We start from the raw sequence: 21,300 nt of genomic DNA, 5'->3' as shown, positions 1-21,300 counted from the left end.
AGGAGTCTGCCTCTTCATGTTTCTTGCGCAGTGCAATTTTTCATATCATTAGTGTGGCACAGCTGGCTCTTCATCCGCAATGCCTCTTTGTCGTCTATATTCCTTCGGCGTGCAGCCGACCTGCTTTTTGAACAGCTTCGAGAAATGAACCGGGTCCTTATACCCCACCTGAAATGAGATTTGATACACTTTGTATTTGATGTCGCCTAACATTTCCTTCGCCTTCTCAATCCGTATTTCTGTCAAATATTCCAAAAAGGTTTTCCGTTTCTCCTTCTTAAAGAGCTTGCTCAACCATACCGGTGTCACATGAACGGCCATTGCAACACTCTGAAGAGTTAAGCTTTCAGCATAATCCCTCTGCAATATTTTCTCCGCTTCATAAACGATCTGGCTCGGTGTATTGGACAGCTTGCGGAAATCTGCTGCGATTGCAAGAAGGAACAGCTCTGTTTGCACACGCAGCGACTGCAATGTATCGTATTGCTCTAATAGCTCCCACACCGCGATCGGATTGCTGCCCAAATTTTTGCTTGGAACACCTGCCGCCGCTGCTCTGCGAAACACCTCGAACAGCCATTCAAATATTTTTTGTTGAATGTCACGCAATTGATTGAGACGCCAGGCTTGTACCATCTCCACAAATCGATCCATCGCTGCTGTAATTTCCTCATCCGTGCCATACTTCACGAGATCGAGCACCTCTTCAGGCTCGCTAAGCGACAAGTCACTCCCGTCACCCTCATAAAATAAACCCTGCTCCGTAAATAATCGATTGCCTCCGTATACAGCCTTTTGCTCCAATACGTTTATCGCTTCCGCATACATTTCATGAAGATTTTCAAATGTGCAAGGTGTTGTTCGCATGCCAGCGCTTGCTTTCACCTTAACAAAATCGTTGATTCGCTGTAAGCAAAGCTGCGCCATGCCCCGGCTCAGCTCCGCATGCTCTGGCCGCGAACAGCTGAAAATAACAATCCATCGATTGCTGCTGTCCATGCAAAGCGCAAAGGGGTGAGGATAATCTTCCTCCAGCGTTTGATTGACCACATTGCCGATTCCGAACAATATTAAATCCTTTTCCTTGGTATGGCGATTCTCGATTGCTTTCAGATCATCAGCTTCCACAACAACAAGCGTCATATGCTGATTCGCTATCCACTCCAAATTCAATGTCTGCAAGCGATGTCTTCTCCGTGCTTCACGGTAAGGATCATAGTCTTGCTCAATCATTTCTCTGAGAAGCTCCTCGCGCATTTTTGGAATCGCGAACCTCACTTGATTAATAAGCTGCTGCTCATTATGCTGGTCCATTCTCTTTCTGTGGATATGATCCATCGTTTTTCTAACGATTTGGGTCAGCTCGTCCAAATTGATCGGCTTAAGGATATAGTCCATAACGCCGATTTGTATCGCCTGCTTCACCAGCTCAAAATCATCATACCCACTTACAACAATCGCTTCCGGTTTATAATTTTCAACGGTAGTCAACGAACGAAGAAATTCCAGCCCCGACATCCGATTCATTTTAATATCTGTGACGATAAGATCCGGTCTCATATCCAGTGCAAGCATTAATGCCGTATCTCCATCATCAGCCACCAGCACCTCATCAATTCCGAATGTTTCCCATGGAAAGCGGTTACGTAAACCTTCGCGGATTTCGAATTCATCGTCCACTATTAAAGCACGCAGCATCCTCTCACCTTCCCCTTCATGCATTTTCAAAGATGTTCAATACGGAACCATTACCTAACTACATACTACCTGACTGTATTTCGGATTACACGGGGGTAATTGCAAACTTTATGGTGTAGTATTAAATAAACGAGTGTACCTGCGCACCTTCAGACGATCATCCAAAGACAAGCTCACTCAAAAATAAAAGCAGCTGTCCCAATAGGTCTCAAAAACCTGCTGGAAACAGCTGCTTCTCGTGTTATAACAAGTTCAAAATCGGCTCGTATACTCCGTACAGCAGAATATAAAATGCCGCTCCGAGCGCTGAGCCTATATAAGCTCCGTTCAAACGAATACGCTGCAGATCGGTCTCGACCTTGCTCTCGATGAAATGCACCAGCTTTTGCTCTGTGAAGCTATCAAGTGTCTTGCGTACGATGATTCCGATAATTGCATGCTCGGTTTCAATCATCTTCTGCACGAATTTCTGCACGTATTGCTCCAGCCAGCCCTTCGTTTCCTCGTTCGCTTTGAACCACTCCCAGTATGACATAATGAACTGATTAATCAGCTCCTTAATATCGGATGGATTGACGGAATGTTTCTGCGGCAAGGCTAGCTGCTGCTTCGGATCGCTGATCAGCAGCTGTCTAAAGTTGCCTAGCAAAGCTTCAATAGAAGGAAGCAACGAGATCTTCTCAATCACTTCATCTCTCCATTCATCAACAGCAGCCGAAACATCCTCGCGGTGCTGCAAATTGTCGGCAAGCTGCAGCACCATTTCCTCCAGCAAAACACGAAGCTCATGCTCAGGATTTCGCAAATCATTAATGAGCAGCTGCAAATCGTCAAACAGCACATTTGTAGCATCGTCGAGATTCAGTGCATTCGTTGATTCAGCGATCTCCACTGCCATTTTTTTGAGCCACTTGGAGAAGATACTGCCTTGATTTACAAACTTCTCCTTCTCCTTGCCAAGCAGCTCACGAATGACAACCTTGGTTTGTTCTTCAGCTGCGCGCGCCGCTGCAAACTCAACGATTTGGCTAACCCAGCTTTGGAAATTGCCTTTAGCCATCACCCATTTGAGCGCTTTGCCCGCATAAGGCGACAAGCTGATCTTGCCTAAGCTTTTCCGTGCTTTCTCATCCAAAATGACGGATAGACCTTTAATATCCAGCTTGGCAAGCAGACCAGCCACCAGCGTCCAGCCTTGCTCAGCGAGCATGCCGTTTGGTCGGCGATCGATCCATGAAATGCCGATCTCTACAAGCGATATTTGCTTTACCTTTTCCTTTAACAAATCTTTGCTGAGCAGCTGCTGCTCGACCATATTCGCGACGCCTTCAATCAGCTTATCGCGATTTCTAGGAATGATCGCTGTATGCGGAATCCACTTCCACCCAAATGGGTGGCGGAACAAAACCGTTACAGCAAATAAATCAGCTAATGCGCCAACGAGCCCCGCTTCGGTCGTGTAGAGCAGCATCCGTGCCCACCACTGGTCTGGGAAGACATATAAGCAGCAAGCGGCAATAACGAACAAGGCGGCAAGCAATATTAAGCTGCGGTTTGCTTTTTTTCTCATAGCCATTTATGCTCGCCCTCCAATCCAAAACGTCGCTAGATGCAGGACTACGCCGATAAGCGCTCCGATACCAATTCCATTAATCCGAATGTACTGCAAATCGCGTCCCGCCTTCTCTTTAACCAGCTCGATAAGCTCTTCTTCAGAGAAGCTGTTCAGCTTGTCAGTTACCATTTTGCCGATAAAAGAATGCTTCTGCTCCACCCATTTCAGCAGCGTCGTCTTCACGTATTGATCCAGTCGAGTAAGCAGCTCTGTATTTCCCACTACATAAGCTATTCCTTCTTCCACTTTATCCTTGATCCAAGGATAGCGCACTTGCTGGCCTTCCGCATTTGAAGCCGCAGCGAGTCGAATGGACTCCAGTCCCCGCTGGATGAACGCATCGAGCTTAAGCTCATCCTTAACAGATGCCAGAAGCGTTGTTTTCCCCGCTTCTATTCGGCTGCGCAATTGTTCATCCGTACGCAGTCTTGCAACAAATTGCGCAATAAAAGCTTTGATTTCCTTGCGCTGCGGGTGGTCTTCAGCATGAAATTTCTGTAGAAAAGATACCAGCCACTCCTGCAATCGTCCGCTAATATTTGCCGCTTCCAGCCCTGCGGAGAAATCGATCAGCTTCCTTCTAAACTTATCGCCTTCGTAGGAACGAATGGCTGAATCGACGATTTGGCCGACAACAGCACCAAATGGCGCCGATTTCACAATTTTGATAAGCTCCGGAATGATAAACTCAATAATCCGATCATCGTAACCATTTTTGATGGTCCAATCGCCAGCATCGGCAGCAATGTCTGCTACAGGAATCGAATCGGCATGCTCGAGAAGGAAGGTTTGAACGGTTTTGGCCAGTTCCTGCAAATCAATGGTCGTAATTACATCATCCGCAAGCTGCTGCAAAATGTCATTCACACCCTGTTCGCCGCCGTGCTGCTTCAAATATGTGACTAAAACGTCTGCGATATTGTATTCATCAAGCCTCTCCCTAATATTCGGGATGGTTAACAATTCATTTTGAACCATTTGGACAAGCTCGCCAATCAAGCGCTCACGATTTCGAGAAATGATGTTGGTTCCCATCCAGACCGGCCACTTTATTTGCAAAGGATTTCCAAACAATGCGCTAACTGCAAAGGAATCCGCCAGTCCGCCGATCGTTGCAGCGCTAAATAAGGAAAATAACAGGCCGCCAATAAATGTTTCATGAAAGGGAAAAGCCGCCAATATTCCGATCGCTGAGAAAAGAAGCGCGAAATCCGCTTTTTTCTTAATACTGAATTTGTTCATACACAAGCTCCATTCCTGATGATCGTTCCACATTAATTATCCCATATGTATAGGGTGTGAAACAATGGAGTTTCTATAATCTGATAATTGATCTTTATAAGGATTAAGCGCTGCTGCTTTTAGGGCTTTTTTTTGGCTTCCGAGACACGAATGAATCGCTCTTAGAAACTTGCCAAATGCCTAAGCAAACAAACGCTCCCCCTACGAGATGAGACCATGAGAAAGGTTCGTTTAAAATGCCGTAGGATAGAAGCACCGTGCTAAGCGGAATGCAGCTTGTGTAGACAGCGGCTGTTCCCGCACTCACTTTGGAAACACCGCGAAACCATAATATATAAGCCAAGGCGGTAACGAAAATACCGTAATAAAACAACATGCCGATATCGCCAACAGTTAGACTGCTGAAATCGTATTGTTTAGCCTCAACAAGCGCTATTGGCAAAAACATGATGAATGAAAACAAGGTGACATAGGTTGTCCCAAGCAGTGAAGAGACATTGCTTGCGGTCATTTTGCGCAGGATCGTAAGCATCGATTCCCCAACAACTGCGCCTAAAATGAGTAAAAGTCCAATATACGAAGCTTGTGACGGAGGTGCAGAGGAAGGAATCAGCCATCCTGGCACCTGAATGCTAACAACACCCAGTATGGAGCAAATGATGCCTATTTTAATCGGATTCGTTAATTTTTCTTTTAAAATCATATACGAAAGGAAAGCAACGACCGCCGGCGTTAAGCTCGTCACAATACCCGCTTCCGTTGCGAGCGCGGTCCGCAGACCATACAGCATGAATACACGGAATAAAAACATCCCGAGAAACGCTTGCAGCAGTACAAATAAAAAATCCTTTCTCCCGACTCGGAGCGAGGATTTGCCGCTTAGCATCAAAATCGGAATTAACAACAATAAAGCAATGACTAGGCTAATCGCCTGTGACAAAAAAACCGGCATCTGCATCGTCGTTATTTTGCCGGCTACTATGGAGCTTCCGATGAGAATAGCGGCAATGGTCAGCTCAAAATACGCCATAATACGAGAATGATTCACATTCAGCAACCCCTCTACTTTTGTTTCATGTATACTGTAGCAAAGGGTCGTTAACTGGTTGTAGTGCCATTAAACAGGCATTTTCATAGTACCACTTCAAAAGGAGTCTGGATATTTTGTGGCTGTCCATCGATAGACAAGCGAATTTGCCTATGTTTCGCCAGGTTTTCAATTCACTCCAAGGTGCTATTCTCTCGGGTGAGCTGCCTGCTGACTACAAGCTTCCATCTACTAGAGAGCTTGCCTCGCAGCTTCATGTCTCGCGCAACGTGATTTTGGAAGCCTATGAGCTTTTATTAGCTGAAGGATACATAACAGGCCGCTCTGGTGCAGGAACTTATGTAGCTCAAGGAGCCTGCTTGCTTGGCTTTACGAAGGCGTCACCGTTACCATTAACCGCTTCATTAGCACAATCGACGAACACATCAGAGCTCGATTTCATCTCGTTTCGTACGGGCCTGCCCGCACTGAATCTTTTTCCGATGAAAAAATGGGGCTCTATTTTGCAAAGTGTATGCATGGATTCCTCTATTGCTGAATTAGGTTATGGGGATCCGTCCGGTGATTTGGAATTGCGTCGTCTGCTATCCAAACAGCTGTGGATTTCAAGAGGAGTCGTCAGCAATCCCGAACAAATTATAATTACAAACGGTGCGGTACAGGCGCTTCAGCTGATCGTTAAGCTGCTGCTGAGAGACGGGGAAGATGTTTTAGTCGAAGATCCGTCCAATGTAGATTTAAAGACGATATTAACTTCTACAGGAGCCGAGCTACATGGCGTTCCCGTTGACGATTCCGGCCTTTTAACCCACAAGCTTCCCGTAAACCTTCGGCCAAAATGCATCTATGTCACACCCTCTCATCAATTCCCGCTTGGCGGCATTTTACCGATACAAAGGCGGATTGAATTAGTTGAATACGCCCGCCAAAGCGGCAGCTATATCCTCGAAGATGATTATGACAGCGAATTCCGGTATGACGGCGCTCCTATCCATTCACTCCAAAGCTTATGTCCTAAACAGGTTGTCTATATTGGAACCTTCAGCAAAGTCATGTTCCCTTCGCTGCGAATCGGCTATATGATAGTCCCTGAACCGCTAGTCAAGCCCTGCCGTCAGCTTAAGCGGCTGTCTGACTATCAAACGCCTATGATTGAGCAGCTTGCTTTGATTCGTTTCATGAACAGCGGATCTCTTAATGCTCATATTTTAAAAATGAAAAAGTTGTACAAAAAGAGACGCCAGCTCCTGCTTGATGCTTTACATGAGCAAATTACCCTGCCTTACCAGATATGTGGACGAGCGGCTGGTTTGCATCTGGTCGCTCAGTTTAAAGCGCAGCTGCCGGAGGATTTAATGAACCGGCTGGAAGCAGCGTCTGTATTTGCGGCCTTGCTGCCGAATAACCGGATGCTGCTTGGATACGGGCATTTGGATGATCAGCAAATTTATGAGGGCGTCCGTCGCATTGGCAAAGCCCTCAAGAATTGAATGTCTCCAGCCGAGAAAAGCCGGCAAACCAAAGAAACCAGCTGCACCCGATTATCAGGTACAGCTGGTTTCTTTGGGCTAACCCTCTACTTCGGAGAAAGCACGTATTCGCTTCCGGCGCTCACCGTCCATGATACAAGCCCATCCTTGCTGAATACGTCTTTCACCTCATGGCCATCTTTCCTTACGATGAGCGGAATGCTGCTTTGCACGACACAGCTATTAGCTGCGGCAGCACGTATGCGAGCCTCAACAAGCAAGCCATTTGACCAGCGGATGTCCACCTCGAAGCCGCCTCTTGCACGGAGACCTGTCACTTCTCCATGAGGCCATGCTTCCGGCAAAGCAGGCAATACATGCAGGCTGCCCGCATGGCATTGAAGCAGCATTTCCGTTATGCCTGCAGCGCCTCCGAAGTTGCCATCGATTTGGAACGGAGGATGATTATCAAACAGATTTGGCAGGGTGGAATGACCTAGCAGATCTTGCACATTCGCATACGCCTTCTCCCCATCCTCAAGCCTTGCCCAGAAATTAATAATCCAAGCTCTGCTCCAGCCTGTATGGCCGCCGCCGCTTTCAAGCCTTCGATCTAGCGTGACTCTTGCAGCAACTGCCCATTCAGGTGTCCCTCTAACCGTAAAGCGCTTGCCTGGATGCAGTGCGAACAAATGCGAGATATGACGATGTCCCGGCTCCGCTTCCTCGTAATCCTCCATCCATTCTTGAATTTGCCCGTGCTTGCCAATTGCGGGCTCCGGCAAACGGGCTCTCATCTTGTGCCAAAGTTCCTGCTCCGATGAGTCGATGCCAAGCTTCTTCGCCGCTTCTGCGCAAGCCGTAAACAATTCATATAAAATTTGACTATCCATCGATGCACCAATGCATAACGTACCGGATTGTCCATTTGGCAATAAATAGGTATTCTCAGGAGATACGGAAGGATTCAATACGAGCAGGCCATCCTCTGTTTCCGTCAAGAAATCCACAAAAAATTGTGCCGACTCCTTCAAGGTTGGATATATTTGCTCAAGAAAAGCATCATTAAGGCCATACTCATAATGCTCCCACATATGCAGGCAAAGCCAAGCCGCACCAAGCGTCCAATACGAGGCTGGCAAATAAATGTCCTGTGGAGCGGTATCGCCCCAAATATCGGTATTATGATGAGCGACAAAACCTCCACAATCGTACATTGCTCTTGCGGTTATTCTGCCAGGTTCACGCATCCGCTCGATGAGATCAAATAATGGCTCATGGCATTCTGCTAGATTGCCCGCTTCTGCCGGCCAATAATTCATTTGCGTATTAATATTAATCGTATATTTGCTGTCCCATGGCGGCAGCATCTTCTCATTCCAGATGCCTTGCAAATTGGCAGGAAGCGAGCCCGGACGACTGCTTGAAATGAGCAAATAGCGGCCAAACTGATAATATAAGGCCATTAATCCTGCATCGGCGCTGCCTTCTTGAACTAGCTTTAAGCGCTCATTTGTAGGTACATCGGCAGCATTCGAATGAGCAGCATCCGTTAAGCGAAGCTGTACCCGCTTTGACAATGAAGTGAAATCTTGAATATGGCGCGATTTCAACTCATCATAGCTTATTAAGCCAGCACGGACTCCTGCATGGACAGCGTATGACTCCGGGTCAGCATGACGGAAAGAAGTTGCTGCGGTTAATAGTAGCGTTACGATATTGGCGCCTTCCACGATGAGATGCTCGCCAATAATTGATACTGAACCGCCATCTGCAACCGCGCGCAAAGAAGTTCGGAAATCAGATCCGCCTAAACCGCCGCACATGCCGCGCATTACAATCGTATTCTCGTCTGCTTTCACCAGCTCGTCATAGTAGCGATTGCTGCCGCGCAGTAATCGAGCTTTAAAGCTGATGCTACCCGGTTTGTCTGCTGAGAATCTTGTAACTAGCGCTTCATCTGGGAAACTAGCAAATGTCTCACGGGCAAATCGAACGTCTCCTTTAGTAAAGGTTACACTTGCAATACCGTTGGTGATATCGAGAACTCGGACATATTCTCGTACTTCTTCTTTCGAATCATATCTTAAGTTTAGCTCTAAATCTCCAAGCGGCATATAGTGCCTCTGCGTCTCGGGAACGCCAGATAAAGCCATCGCGGATAAATCATGTGCTTCATGCAGTCTTCCCTCTCGCAGCAGCTCACGAATTTTCGGCAAATGCGGCAGTGCATCTGGATTGTTGCGATCACGCGGTCCGCCATACCATACGCTGTCTTCGTTCAGAGCAATCCGCTCACGGCTTATGCCACCAAATACCATGCCTCCGAGCTTCCCATTGCCAACAGGCAGCGCTTCCTCCCAATTGGAGGCAGGCTCCTTATACCATAAGCGCGTTTCTTCAACCAGCGTCATCTTCCAATCCCCTTTTCATTCATTCATCTTTTATTTAAGAGAACAATCCATTACTATATTAATAATCCTTCAAAAAACATTGGATGGCGGTGCCGCAGGTGGATAGAACAAGTGAACAACATGCGTTATCTGAGCTGCTGCAGTCGCTGCAGCTCAAATTGCTTATGGCGCATAAAACGCAAGTCTCTCTAAATTGGGGAGAAACCGACTCTGTTCCTGAATACAATAAGCTTTATTTTATTTGCGAGGGGGAAGGCTGGATTCGCATCGGCAACGACGACTATTATCCTAAACCCGGCCAGCTGTTTCTCACTCCTGCGCATACAAAGATATCGTTCTCCTCTTTAAATCATCGCCCATACTTAAAGTATTGGTGCCATTTCAATATCATGGCAGGTCCACTTGATCTTTTTCAGTGGATTGGAGTTCCGCTCTGCATCAATATTAAAAATACGAGCAGCATGACGCGCTTGTTCCATGATCTCATCGAATGGCATAAACAAGATTCAATCGTTGCTAGGCTCCGCGAAAAAGCTGTATTGCTAGAAATCATAAGCTGTTTTCTCGAATCCGTTCCAATTCGCGTACTGCAGCACCGAACCGAGGAGATGAACCGTTTGAACGTCATACAGCAATATGTAGACAGTCGTCTTCATACGAGCATCAGCGTCGATCAAATGGCCGAATCTGTTCATCTTCATCCCAACTATTTCAGTTCCTATTTCAAAAAACATTTCGGAATGCCTCCGCTTAAATACGTCAGCCGCAAACGAATAGATCGCGCCAAACAGCTCTTAACGACAACTTCTCGCAGTATTAAGGAGGTTGCCGATCAATCTGGTTTTAAAGAAACGAATCATTTCACGAAATTTTTCCGTAAAGAAACAAATCTAACCCCAACCGATTATCGAACAGCCTATTCGGAGAAGCGATCGCTTCAAGGCGATAATTCAATTATAAAAGCGCATTCATAATGTGACGATGTAAGAAACTAAGGTATAAGGGTATAATTCTAAGGGTCTGCCTTCTAATGGCAACAAAAAATAGGACAAGCAGCTGTAGCAGCCTGCTTTGTCCTATTTTTTTGCTGCTTAATGATGATAAGAAGAGATCATTGTCCAATCAGCATCCGTTAATTGATTGATTTGCCATACCGCAACACCGCGCAAGCCAAATGCTTTCGCTAAACGTAGTTTGGCCTCGATGCTCTGCGTGTTCTCATACCAAAGCAGATGCGAGCCTCTATCATCCTTAAACGTAATTTGATTCAAAAAGTACGGCAGTTGCATGACGGATTTCGTATCTGCAGCTGTTAAGCGACTTTCTACAGCCGCGATGGCTGGCGAACGGAAAAACTCTACAGTACCGTCTGCCTTTGTTGTCCATTGGTTAGCCTGCTTAGAAATGCCTAGCTTCAGTTTATCTGCTGGAATATACGAGAGTATATTTCGTACGGAATCACCAACAAGCGTAAGCGGCGCAGACGGCAACCCACTTTCCTCATGCGTAAATTCATAGGCCATCAATATAACTTCATCAGCCAGTTCGCCAATTTGTTTGTAATCATAACCTGCATAATAATAAGAAGGCGGTACAACTACCGTAAGTGATATTTCACTGCTTAGTTGAGCCTTAATTGCGCGAATCAGTTCAACGAAAGGCTGCTTATACTCAGCAGGTACCATGCCTTCAAAATCAATCGCCACTCGCTCAAAACCATATAATGGATTAGCGGCTGCCTCGGCTACAGAACTAGCAAATGCTTTGCGAGCTTCAGCATCGATTATAAAATCACCAAGTTTCTGAAGCGTTGTATTTCCAAAGATCATTAGCGTCTTCGTAGAACCACTCGTTTCTGCCGCTGTTAGAGTCTGCTTCCAATCGCTTGGCGGCGACATAAGAACGGATGCTTTGCCCGCTCCCTGATAGTCAAGCTTAGCCCAGTCAAAGATAACCTCATCTGCGGCAGCGAATCTATCCAGTTTCTTGTAAGGTCCACCTGCTGCAAAAAAAGCTGATACCTCTAGCTGGTGGCTTTCGCTTTGGAAGTCGATCATCCGATCAACAATAGCGGCTGCTTCGCGTCGTGATAACGACTTTTTTGGAAGAAACAAGCCTTTATTATCTCCTTGCATAATGGAATCCGCGTATGTACGCAGCACGTATGGTGCAAGGTTTTTATCCACTTGATTCATATCGGCAAAAGCCGCTTTCTCGCTAGCTTCTTGCCAGCCTGTATCTAACCATTGCTGCTTATCTTCTGCCGTTTTTCCTTGGAGCAGTGCAAAAGCCGTTAAAGCTGCTACTTCCTCACGCTTAATATTTTGGCTCGGATTAAATTTCCCATTTACGATGAGCAAATCCAACCAACCAGCGTCATATGCGGGTTTAATAGAGGCATAAGACCAACGATCCTTGGCTACGTCAGAGAGTCCAGCAGACTTCTCTTTATCTATCACCGGTTTAACGGATTGTACTAGCAACTTTACGAATGCTTCTCTCGTAAGTTCGGCGCTTGGACGAAAGGTTCCATCCTCATATCCAGAAACAACTCCAAGTGCGACTAAACGATAAATAGATTCGGCTGCCCAATCCTTCACAGTTACATCTCGATAAGGCTTTAATTGCGCATCATACGCAAACGCCTGCATGGCGTTTGCCAGCATAAACATCAGCAGGATTCCAATAATAACGGTTGTTTTCCCTTTGAACCTCACTACATCCTCTCCTTTATGAGCATAGCTATCACTCTATCGATTATTCGATAGAATCATATCCTATATTCCATAAAAAGTCTAATAGACCCAACTTTTGGGCGGCGAAATAACACTATCATTAGCCCTTTTTTCTTAAAATAGTTTTTAGTCTAGTTAAAAATGGTTATTAGTCCAACCTTTAAAAATGGTATAAACGTAAACTAAATGATCTAGGGAGGTGTCTTTAGTGAGCTGCTTGAATAGAAAAAAGCGCTGCAAAAACATACGTGTAGCAGTATGCAAATCCAGAAGAAGAAAAAAACGCTGTAATAGAGTTGTTAAAAAGATTGTGAAGGTAACATGTCCTCCTCCTCAAGTGAATGTAACTGCTCCGGCAGGACCAACAGGACCTCAAGGACCCCAAGGTATTCCTGGTTCAGTAGGAGCAACTGGTGCGACTGGCACTAATGGCGCACCTGGTATTACAGGCGCAACTGGTGCGACTGGTACTAATGGGGCACCTGGAGCTGCTGGCGCAACTGGTACGACTGGTACTAATGGGGCACCTGGAGCTGCTGGCGCAACTGGTGCGACTGGTACTAATGGGGCAACTGGAGCTACAGGCGCAACTGGTGGAGCCGGAGGAGTATTAAGCTTCGCCGATTTTTTTGCATTGATGCCGCCTGATAATGCAGCAACAGTTGCTGTCGGTGCAGATGTAAGTTTCCCGCAAAATGGACCTACTAGCGGAACTAACATTACCCGTACTGGTGCTACTACGTTTAACTTAGCTGTAATTGGAACGTATCAGATTTTGTTTCAAGTAAGTGTGACCGAACCGGGGCAGCTCATTTTAACTGTTAATGGCGCCGATCTAGCTTATACAGTGGTTGCCCGAGCAACAGGTACTTCTCAAATTGTAGGAATGGCTCTTGTACAAACGACTGTCATTAATTCAATACTCACCGTGCGAAACCCTGCGGGCAATTCCACGGCACTTACGATCACACCGCTCGCTGGAGGAACAAGATCTGTTTCAGCTCATCTTGTTATTACGCAAATCGCATAAGGAAATAGAATGGATCTCATAGCAACATCCGAAAATATAAAAAGGCGACTTTACATTCACTACGGAATGAAAGCCGCCTTTTTGATTTTAAATTCACTTCACAACATTAATCGCTGTTAATCTGTGACCTCCACTTAAGAGAAGTCCTTTCATCTATAGCAAGGAAGCGAATTGCTTAATGGCTTCCATTCGGCCCTTGGTTTTCCGTTTGAGCGCCGCCTTTGCCTTGATTCTCGGATGGAGCTTTGTTGCTTTGATTATTAGAGTTGCCTCCACCGATACCTTGGTTATTGCCTTGACCTCCGCCAATACCGCCGCCTTTGCCACGGTTTTCTCCTTGGCCTCCGCCAATGCCGCCGCTTTTGCCACGGTTTTCTCCTTGGCCTCCGCCAAACCCGCCGCCTTTGCCACGGTTTTCTCCTTGGCCTCCGCCAATGCCGCCGCCTTTGCCACGGTTTTCTCCTTGGCCTCCGCCAAATCCGCCGCCTTTGCCTTGGTTCTCACCATAACCTCTGCCAGCTCCGCCGCCTGCACCGCCACCAGCTCCGCCGCCTGCGCCACCACCAGCGCCACCACCAGCTCCGCCGCCTGCACCGCCACCAGCTCCGCCGCCTGCACCGCCACCAGCTCCGCCGCCTGCACCGCCACCAGCTCCGCCGCCTGCGCCACCACCAGCTCCGCCGCCTGCGCCACCACCAGCTCCGCCGCCTACGCCACCACCAGCTCCGCCGCCTACGCCACCACCAGCTCCGCCGCCTGCACCGCCACCAGCTCCGCCGCCTGCACCGTTACCAGCTCCGCCGCCTGCACCGTTACCAGCTCCGCCGCCTACTCCATTGCCAGCGCCTTTACCGTTGCCGAGTGATTTTGCTTTACCTTTCCATTTTGCTTGCGTTTTTGCCTTCGTTGCTGCTTTCTTCTCCGAATAGGAATAAGAAATCGATTGTAGCGTTTTAGCATCTACGGCGCCTGTTGTAGGCAAGCCATGTGTTTTTTGATAATATTTTACGCCGCGCACTGTAGAAGGCCCATAACGACCGTCAATTTTACCAGAATAGCTGCCCAGGGATTTCAGCATGCCTTGAATAACATAGACATCTGGACCCTTAGCATTTTTGCCAATCGCTTGACCAGTATGAGGCATACTGAACATCAATGTGATCGCGAGTAATGCTGCGCCTATGTACCTTGCAGCAAACCTCCCAATCTTATTGCGTTGTTCATCCAAACCAATTGCCTTTTTATGTTGCTGCATGCAAAATACACCATCCTTTTGATTCTTGAATTTAACTCCCCCCTTACTATCCCCAAATATTTAATTTCATTCCATATTGAATCAATAAAAAAAGCGGATCGCTTATTTGCGCTCCGCTACTCTTCTTCATCTTATTTGAAAATACTTATGCCAAACCACCGAGCTTGCACGAAATTTGTGATGCAGCTGCCTTTACATATTGGATCACATTAGGAATTTCATTCTCGTTAAGCCGATGGATAGGTCCTGCTGCAGATAAGCTGGCTACGATTCGCTGCTGAGGATCAAAAATAGGGGCAGCAATTGCAAAAGCATCCGTATCCACCTCACCCAAAGTAAAGCAATAACCCGCTTCCCTAATACGATGCATTTCTTTCAAAAGCAAAGGCTTGCCGGCATCTTCGCCAAAAAGCTTGCACATCTCTTCAATAACTTTGTCATTTTCATTAGCGAGCAGCGTTTTCCCAGAAGCGCCTGAATTAAGCGGCAATATTCTTCCATTTTCAATAGAAAGCCTGATCAAACGTTTACTCGTTACATTTTCGATACAAATGGCTTTGGAACCGGAGCGGACAAAAAGCACCGTCGTTTCATTCGTAAGCGCGGTGAGATCCTCCATAATCGGCCTCGCGATCGTAAGAAGCTCCTTCTCGATTTGCTGCGATAAGCTTCTTGCTAAATCAAAAATACGCAGACCTAGACCAATTTGCCCTCTGCCCTTACGCTCTACGAAACCATTTTTTATAAGTGTTTGAATAAAACGATATGCGGTACTGTCGGGGATGCCTACCTTCTCCGCAATTTCACTAACCGTGAGCGTTGCACCCGATTCAGCGAGCACGAATAAAATATCGATAGCACGTCCTAATGTTTGAGTTCCATTCATCATTGCACCTCAAAATATTTACAATAGTAGTCAATTATAAGGATCAGTATATCATACCCTTTGTTCTCCGCGTGCTCTGCGCATCGTTGATTTTTCAACTTGCAGCAAAATCGTATTTGTAGATAAAGCTAATAACGATACGAGCAGCGTGCCCCATACCATTTTTGGTACTGAGTTTTGATATAAGCCTTCGAATAAAATACCGCCTAACCCGCCGGCATTAATCCATGCCGCTATGGTTGCGATACCTATTACGGATACCGATGCTATACGAATGCCGCCAATGATGACAGGCTGTGCCAGCGGCAGCTCGATATGGACGAACAGCCTCCACTTGCCATAGCCCATTCCTTTGGCTGCTTCAATGATCGAAGGTTCAATCGATTGAAAGCCTGAAATGACATTTCGCACCAAAATCAGCTGACTATACACAACTAATGCGATAATCGCCGGCTTGCTGCCGAGGCCAACTAGCGGAATTAGCAAAGCGAACATCCCGAGGCTTGGAATCGCATAGATAATGCCTAGCACGGACAAAATAGGAACGGAAATCCGCCGATGCCTCGACAGCCAATACCCTAATGGCAGCGCAATAACAAGTGCGATAAATAACGAAACAAAGGTGAGATAAATATGCTCCAGCAACGAGGTTAATAAATCATCATAATGGCGGGTTAAATAGTCAATCACGCCTCTCACCTGCCGTTCTGCAGCTTCAATTGCTCAAGCGTTATTTTGCCAATGATTTCATGTTCGGTATTTTCCACAGCCACATATGGTACATTTTGCTGCAGCAGAATTTGAAGCGCCGACTTTAGACTATCACCAGCGGGAATGCGGGGAATATCAGATCCAGCCGGTTCTTCCAGCGCAATCATTTTCTCTTCTGCTCTAATCAGGTGAAGCTGTTGGAACAAATCATCGGCTTGAATCAGTTGCGATACGAAAGCATTATTGGGCTTTGACATGATAGCAAGAGGCGTATCATATTGCTGAATCGTCCCTTCATTCATCACGATCATATGATCGCCGAGCTTCATCGCCTCTTCCACGTCATGCGTCACAAACAATACGGTTTTGCCAAGCTCACGTTGTATTTGCTTAAAATCATCCTGCAGCTTCGTACGCGTAATAGCGTCAATTGCTCCAAACGGTTCATCCATCAGCAATATAGCTGGATCACCTGCCATCGCTCTAGCAATCCCTACACGCTGCTGCTGTCCACCTGACAGCTGCCGCGGATAAAGCTTCTTATAGCTTACAGGCAAATGAACAAGATCCATTAAATAATCGATTCTCTCCGCTGTTTTTTGGCGTTCCCAGCCCAGTATATTGGGGACCGTTGCAATATTTTGTTCAATCGACAAATGCGGAAACAACCCTACCTGCTGGATTACATAACCGATGCTTCGGCGAAGCTCTGTCACGGGCAAGCTGCGAATGTCTTTGCCAAATATCGAAATCGTGCCTGCGGTCGGTTCAATAATTCGGTTTACCATTTTTAGCAAGGTCGTTTTGCCGCAGCCTGAAGCACCTAGAATCGTAACAAAGGAGCCTTGCGGAATAATAAGGCTCGTTTCATTAACGGAGGGATTCGCAGACTTTGGAAATGTTTTGGACACCTGCTCAAAAATAATGGCCTCTTTGCTCATTCTATATCAACTCCTGTAGGAAGGGGGCTTCCCCAATATGGAGAAACCCCGCTGCATTTAATTATGAATTATTTTTTCAATAAACCTTGCTCTACCAAAAATGCCTTCGCTACATCCGCGTATTCTTTCTTGTCGATATCCACTTGCGCGTTCAGCTTCTGAACAGTTGTGTTATCCAGCTTTGCAGAAATTTTGTTCAACACTTTAGCAATTTCAGGGTCCTTCTCGTTCAGCTCGCCGCGAAGCACTGGAGCTACGAAGTAAGGAGGCCAAAACTTCTTATCATCCTCAAGCAATACAAGATCCGGATTCGTCAAATCGCCATCAGTCGTGAAGCCAACAGTTACATCCGCTTCACCATCTAGCGTTACGCGGTATTTGATGCCGTAATCAAACAGCTTGATGCTTTTGAAGTTCATTTTACCGTAGAAAGTATTTAGTCCCTTTAATCCGTCTTCGCGCTCTTCAAACTCAGGAACAGCAGCGAGGTTAAGCTCAGGAGCTAATTTCACCAAATCTGATATTTTGTAAAGATTATATTTTTCAGCAATTTTCTTTGTTGTAACAAGACCTTGTGAATCGTTTGCGTTTGTTGGCTCCAGCCAAACCAGGTTGAATTTCTCTTTGTAGCCTTTTGCTACAGTATCATATACGGTTTTGGCATCAGAGTTTGGCGGCAATTCCAATACGTTGATTAAACCTGTTCCTGTATACTCCGGGTAAAAGTCGATGTCGCCTTTTTTGAGCGCTTCATGGGCAACGAGTGTGCCGCCAAGATTGAGCTTGCGATCTACCTTGTAACCTGCGTCCTCAAGTGCCAGTGCGTACATCTCGCCCAAAATCAATGATTCCGTAAAGTTTTTCGAGCCGACTTTAATCTTTTCTTTGCCTGAACCTCCTTTAGAAGAACAAGCGCTAATAACGAGTACCACACTTATAATCAATAATGCCAAGCTTACCCATTTCTTTTTCATCTGAATTTTCCCCTTTCATTATACACGCTGATATTTGGTTACTGCTCTTTCAATTCCAGCAAATCCGATCTCCGATAAAATAGCTAGCAGCGCTACCGGCAGCGCCCCGACAAGCAGCAATGAGAATTTGTACATGCCAAGACCGTTGATAATAAACGTTCCCAGCCCACCTCCTCCGATGAATGCGGCCAATGTTGCACTGGCGATAACTTCTACAGCGGCTGTTTTTAGTCCTGACAGCAGCAGCGGAGCAGCTAACGGCAGCTCGATTTTCCGCATAATCATTTTCTCTCCCATACCGAGGCCTGAAGCAGCTTCAATAATCGCTGGCTCAATACCTCTAAAGCCCATGTATGTATTAATGAGAATAGGCGGACAAGCAAGCAGCGTTAATGCAACTAATGCCGGTGCAAAGCCAGTTCCCATGATCGGTAAAATAATGACTAAAACCGCAAGGCTTGGGATGACTCGCAAGGAGTTGAACAGCCCCATAATCGGACCGGTCAGCCACTCTTTCTTGGCACATAATATACCGAGCGGCACACATACGACGAGAGCAATAAGGAGCGCGTAGAAACTTATGCTTAAATGCACCTTGACCGCTTCCAAAAATCTGTCGCTGTTAGCATTCACATATTCATAAGCTTCGAGGAACACATTCACCCGTTAGTCATCCTCCTTCCCTTATGTATTATCACTAATCAATAACTTGTTACCATTATTATTAAACTTTATACCCCATTATGTCAATCGGAATTATTAATTTACATCATTTCCTAGCTGAATAAGGGTTTGCAGCAGTACGTTTGCTCCTGCTTCACAGTCCTCTCGGCTGCTCCATTCAAGTGGATGATGACTGATACCATCCTTTGAACGTACCAAGATGAGCCCCATTTCCGTTAATTCACTCATGACCACCGCATCATGACCTGCACCGCAAATCATATACTCCGCAGGCAAACCTTCATCCTCACAGCTATCTGCAATCACTTTTGTAATATACTCCGACGTTTGAACAGGCACAGCAGCATCTAATGTCCGGATAGCGTAGGTCAGCCCTCTTGCTGCAGTAAGGCGTGACAACTCGCTTTTTATCGCAACCTCCAGCTTATTGAGCGACTCCAAGGATTCATGCCGCACATCGAGTGTAAACACCGCTTCACCCGGAATTACGTTGATTGCGGCTGGCGCAAGCTTAAACGTCCCTGTTGTTACGACGCCCCCATACTTCACTGCGATTTGTTCCACAGCAAGCACAACTTCTGCTGCGGCAGGCAAAGGGTCTTGTCTTAACTTCATGGGCGTTGTTCCCGCATGGTCCGCTCGTCCATGAATGGTCACTTCGAACCAGCGATGTCCATAAATCGCTGTTGCAATGCCAACCGCTTTGTTCAGCTCTTCCAGAACTCGTCCTTGCTCAATATGAAGCTCAACATAGGCATGAATGGCTTCTGATCTGCGACTTGCAAGAGCTGCTTGATCAGGGTTCAAGCCGCCATGCTCCATCGCTTCGCGAAGCGACATGCCGGAAGAATCCGTAAGATCCAGCCACTTTTCATCCCAAGTATTTGCCATCGCACGGCTTCCCAAATAGCCGGCTCCAAAGCGCACGCCCTCTTCGTCCGTAAAGCAAATAACCTCGAAAGGTCTATCATGCCTGATTGACTGCTCCTTGATCGTTCGCAAAACCTCAATACCGCCAAGTACACCAAGCGCTCCATCGAATTGGCCTGCTTGAATGACCGTATCGATATGAGAGCCCGTCACTACAGCTCCTGTCCGCGGCTCCGCCCCCTCCAATCGCCCAATTAGATTGCCCGCTTCATCCTGCCTGACTTCTAGTCCCGCTGCTTTCATTTCACTGATAATAAATTGCCTCGCTATAAATTCCTCATTGCTGAGCGATAGCCGTGTTACACCGCCGTTTGGATCTGCGCCGATTAAACCTAAAGCTTGAATTGAATCCCATAACCGTTTACCGTTGACCTGCACATGCTGAGCCTTAGCCATCATGCCACCCGCTTAAATCCTCCTTATCAAAATAAAGCAATGCGGCGGCTAGAGCCTGCGTTCCCGCAGCAATATCATCCTCATCGGTCCATTCCTCGGGACAATGACTTCTGCCATCTTTGCTAGGAACAAAGATCATGCCGATTGGCGCAATGCGCGCAAGCTGGTTCGCATCATGCCCCGCCCCGCTTGCGAGGTGAATAGCTGGAGCAACAGAAGCACAGGCTGCAAGCACTCCACCCAGCACAGACTTTTTGACAATGACGGAATCTGACTTCGACAGCAGCTCAAGCGACAAACGAAGGCCTCGCCTTGCAGCAATCTGGATCGTCTCCGCAGCAAAAGCGGCGTAAACCGCGTCAGCCACCGTACGATCAAGTGAGCGGATTTCAAGCTCAAACCGAACGAGGCCGGGCACGACATTGGATGCATTCGGCTCATTCGTCACTTTGCCGATCGTGCCTACGGCTACGCTCGCATGATCGTTGCAGTGACGTTCAAATGCTAAACCAATCTCGCAAAAGCCTGCCAGCGCATCGTTCCGAAGCGTCATCGGCGTCGTCCCTGCATGATTTGGCGCACCTTTGAGCGTGACACGATAGCGATGAATACCTACGATACCGAGCACCGCCCCAAGTTGATGGCCTGATTGCTCCAGCACCGGACCTTGCTCGATATGAAGCTCAAGATAGAGCGCTACATCACCCAGCTGCCTTGCCTCACTCATCAGCCGTTCGACATTTCCCCCTTGTTGATTAATCGCATCGCTAAGCTTCAGCCCAGTATCATCGCGAAGCTCCAGCATCGCTTCAGGCAAATTGCCAACCATCCCTCTGCTCCCAATCGTGGAGATGCCAAACTCACTCGGCTCCTCTGCCGTGAAATCGACAATTTGCAGCGGATGCCGAAGCTTCGTTCCTGTTTGTTGAAGTAAACGGGCAATTTCTATGCCGGCTAGCACTCCTATGATTCCATCGAACCGCCCGCCGCCAGTAACGGTATCTGTATGCGAGCCAATCATGATAGGCGCTAAATTCGGATCGCTACCAGGCAAGCTGCCTATCAAATTTGAAGCTGCATCCAGCGAAACAGACAGGCCCGCTTCCTCCATTTTCTCGGTCAGCCAGCGCCTGCCGTCAGCATATTGCTTCGTAAATGGACGACGCGTCCAGCCGGGTTTAGTTGGATCAACAAACATTGATAGATGTTCAATATCAGACATCATTCGAGATACACTTGGCACCAGTCTATCCATTTTGCTACCCATCCCAT

General features: G+C 47.0%; 17 protein-coding genes. 3 read left to right on the top strand and 14 right to left on the bottom strand.

All coding sequences use genetic code 11. The annotated features are described in order from the left end of the window. Positions 1-48: 48 nt before the first annotated feature. The 4 genes from AC1DM9_RS21655 to AC1DM9_RS21640 form a co-directional block, all read right to left on the bottom strand. Positions 49-1,698 (bottom strand): response regulator, encoded by a 1,650-nt coding sequence (locus AC1DM9_RS21655; protein ID WP_339208018.1) that lies wholly within the window; start codon positions 1,696-1,698, stop codon positions 49-51. A 241-nt stretch (positions 1,699-1,939) separates the two neighbouring features. After that, positions 1,940-3,274 carry a DUF445 domain-containing protein gene (locus AC1DM9_RS21650; protein WP_477582143.1) on the bottom strand — a complete coding sequence of 445 codons (1,335 nt, stop codon included), beginning with the start codon at positions 3,272-3,274 and terminating at the stop codon, positions 1,940-1,942. Beyond that, positions 3,275-4,555 (bottom strand): DUF445 domain-containing protein, encoded by a 1,281-nt coding sequence (locus tag AC1DM9_RS21645; RefSeq protein ID WP_477582141.1) that lies wholly within the window; start codon positions 4,553-4,555, stop codon positions 3,275-3,277. Between the two features lie 103 nt (positions 4,556-4,658). Next, complete coding sequence (locus AC1DM9_RS21640; RefSeq protein ID WP_477582139.1) at positions 4,659-5,603, bottom strand: DMT family transporter; 945 nt, start codon at positions 5,601-5,603, stop codon at positions 4,659-4,661. A 116-nt stretch (positions 5,604-5,719) separates the two neighbouring features. Between AC1DM9_RS21640 and pdxR the strand changes: the two genes are divergently transcribed. Then, positions 5,720-7,093 (top strand): MocR-like pyridoxine biosynthesis transcription factor PdxR, encoded by a 1,374-nt coding sequence (gene pdxR, locus AC1DM9_RS21635; protein WP_477582137.1) that lies wholly within the window; start codon positions 5,720-5,722, stop codon positions 7,091-7,093. 86 nt (positions 7,094-7,179) lie between these two features. On the opposite strand, the gene AC1DM9_RS21630 is transcribed toward pdxR, so the two are convergent. Further along, the gene (locus AC1DM9_RS21630; protein WP_477582135.1) at positions 7,180-9,486 is read right to left on the bottom strand and encodes a glycoside hydrolase family 95 protein; all 2,307 of its coding nucleotides are present in this window, start codon (positions 9,484-9,486) and stop codon (positions 7,180-7,182) included. Positions 9,487-9,584: 98 nt separating this feature from the next. Here AC1DM9_RS21630 and AC1DM9_RS21625 point away from each other — a divergent pair, with 98 nt between their 5' ends. Next, complete coding sequence (locus tag AC1DM9_RS21625; RefSeq protein ID WP_477509289.1) at positions 9,585-10,460, top strand: helix-turn-helix domain-containing protein; 876 nt, start codon at positions 9,585-9,587, stop codon at positions 10,458-10,460. A 117-nt stretch (positions 10,461-10,577) separates the two neighbouring features. Here the strand turns inward: AC1DM9_RS21625 and AC1DM9_RS21620 are convergent, their stop codons facing one another. Further along, complete coding sequence (locus AC1DM9_RS21620) at positions 10,578-12,203, bottom strand: S-layer homology domain-containing protein (RefSeq protein ID WP_477582133.1); 1,626 nt, start codon at positions 12,201-12,203, stop codon at positions 10,578-10,580. 355 nt (positions 12,204-12,558) lie between these two features. Between AC1DM9_RS21620 and AC1DM9_RS21615 the strand changes: the two genes are divergently transcribed. Next, positions 12,559-13,251, top strand: coding sequence for a collagen-like triple helix repeat-containing protein (locus AC1DM9_RS21615; RefSeq protein ID WP_477582131.1), 693 nt, complete (start codon positions 12,559-12,561; stop codon positions 13,249-13,251). A gap of 175 nt (positions 13,252-13,426) precedes the next feature. On the opposite strand, the gene AC1DM9_RS21610 is transcribed toward AC1DM9_RS21615, so the two are convergent. From AC1DM9_RS21610 to AC1DM9_RS21575, 8 genes are all read right to left on the bottom strand, one after another. After that, the gene (locus AC1DM9_RS21610; protein ID WP_477582129.1) at positions 13,427-14,506 is read right to left on the bottom strand and encodes a peptidoglycan-binding domain-containing protein; all 1,080 of its coding nucleotides are present in this window, start codon (positions 14,504-14,506) and stop codon (positions 13,427-13,429) included. 145 nt (positions 14,507-14,651) lie between these two features. Next, positions 14,652-15,395: an IclR family transcriptional regulator gene (locus AC1DM9_RS21605; RefSeq protein WP_477582127.1), complete on the bottom strand. Its 744-nt coding sequence runs from the start codon at positions 15,393-15,395 to the stop codon at positions 14,652-14,654. Positions 15,396-15,443: 48 nt separating this feature from the next. Then, positions 15,444-16,082, bottom strand: coding sequence for an ABC transporter permease (locus AC1DM9_RS21600; RefSeq protein WP_477582125.1), 639 nt, complete (start codon positions 16,080-16,082; stop codon positions 15,444-15,446). Between the two features lie 5 nt (positions 16,083-16,087). Further along, complete coding sequence (locus tag AC1DM9_RS21595; RefSeq protein ID WP_477582123.1) at positions 16,088-17,044, bottom strand: ABC transporter ATP-binding protein; 957 nt, start codon at positions 17,042-17,044, stop codon at positions 16,088-16,090. A 68-nt stretch (positions 17,045-17,112) separates the two neighbouring features. Continuing rightward, complete coding sequence (locus tag AC1DM9_RS21590) at positions 17,113-18,018, bottom strand: ABC transporter substrate-binding protein (protein WP_477582121.1); 906 nt, start codon at positions 18,016-18,018, stop codon at positions 17,113-17,115. Positions 18,019-18,036: 18 nt separating this feature from the next. Then, positions 18,037-18,681, bottom strand: a complete 645-nt coding sequence (locus AC1DM9_RS21585) for an ABC transporter permease (protein WP_477582119.1) — start codon at positions 18,679-18,681, stop codon at positions 18,037-18,039. 96 nt (positions 18,682-18,777) lie between these two features. After that, positions 18,778-20,031, bottom strand: coding sequence for an allantoate amidohydrolase (locus tag AC1DM9_RS21580; RefSeq protein WP_477582117.1), 1,254 nt, complete (start codon positions 20,029-20,031; stop codon positions 18,778-18,780). Next, entirely contained in the window at positions 20,021-21,283 is a 1,263-nt protein-coding gene (locus tag AC1DM9_RS21575; protein WP_477582115.1) for a M20 family metallo-hydrolase, read from the bottom strand. Before AC1DM9_RS21575 ends, AC1DM9_RS21580 begins: the two co-directional genes overlap by 11 nt. Between the last annotated feature and the right edge of the window lie 17 nt (positions 21,284-21,300).

The organism is Paenibacillus sp. 01T431 (genome assembly GCF_056398625.1).
This window is presented reverse-complemented; position numbering and strand designations above follow the sequence as displayed.

Bases quoted from the DNA above. Each gene is read 5' to 3' on its own strand.
- AC1DM9_RS21655 (WP_339208018.1), bottom strand. From the start codon at position 1,698: ATGCTGCGTGCTTTAATAGTGGACGATGAATTCGAAATCCGCGAAGGT.
- AC1DM9_RS21650 (WP_477582143.1), bottom strand. From the start codon at position 3,274: ATGGCTATGAGAAAAAAAGCAAACCGCAGCTTAATATTGCTTGCCGCC.
- AC1DM9_RS21645 (WP_477582141.1), bottom strand. From the start codon at position 4,555: ATGAACAAATTCAGTATTAAGAAAAAAGCGGATTTCGCGCTTCTTTTC.
- AC1DM9_RS21630 (WP_477582135.1), bottom strand. From the start codon at position 9,486: ATGACGCTGGTTGAAGAAACGCGCTTATGGTATAAGGAGCCTGCCTCC.
- AC1DM9_RS21610 (WP_477582129.1), bottom strand. From the start codon at position 14,506: ATGCAGCAACATAAAAAGGCAATTGGTTTGGATGAACAACGCAATAAG.
- AC1DM9_RS21605 (WP_477582127.1), bottom strand. From the start codon at position 15,395: ATGATGAATGGAACTCAAACATTAGGACGTGCTATCGATATTTTATTC.
- AC1DM9_RS21595 (WP_477582123.1), bottom strand. From the start codon at position 17,044: ATGAGCAAAGAGGCCATTATTTTTGAGCAGGTGTCCAAAACATTTCCA.
- AC1DM9_RS21590 (WP_477582121.1), bottom strand. From the start codon at position 18,018: ATGAAAAAGAAATGGGTAAGCTTGGCATTATTGATTATAAGTGTGGTA.
- AC1DM9_RS21580 (WP_477582117.1), bottom strand. From the start codon at position 20,031: ATGATGGCTAAGGCTCAGCATGTGCAGGTCAACGGTAAACGGTTATGG.
- AC1DM9_RS21575 (WP_477582115.1), bottom strand. From the start codon at position 21,283: ATGGATAGACTGGTGCCAAGTGTATCTCGAATGATGTCTGATATTGAA.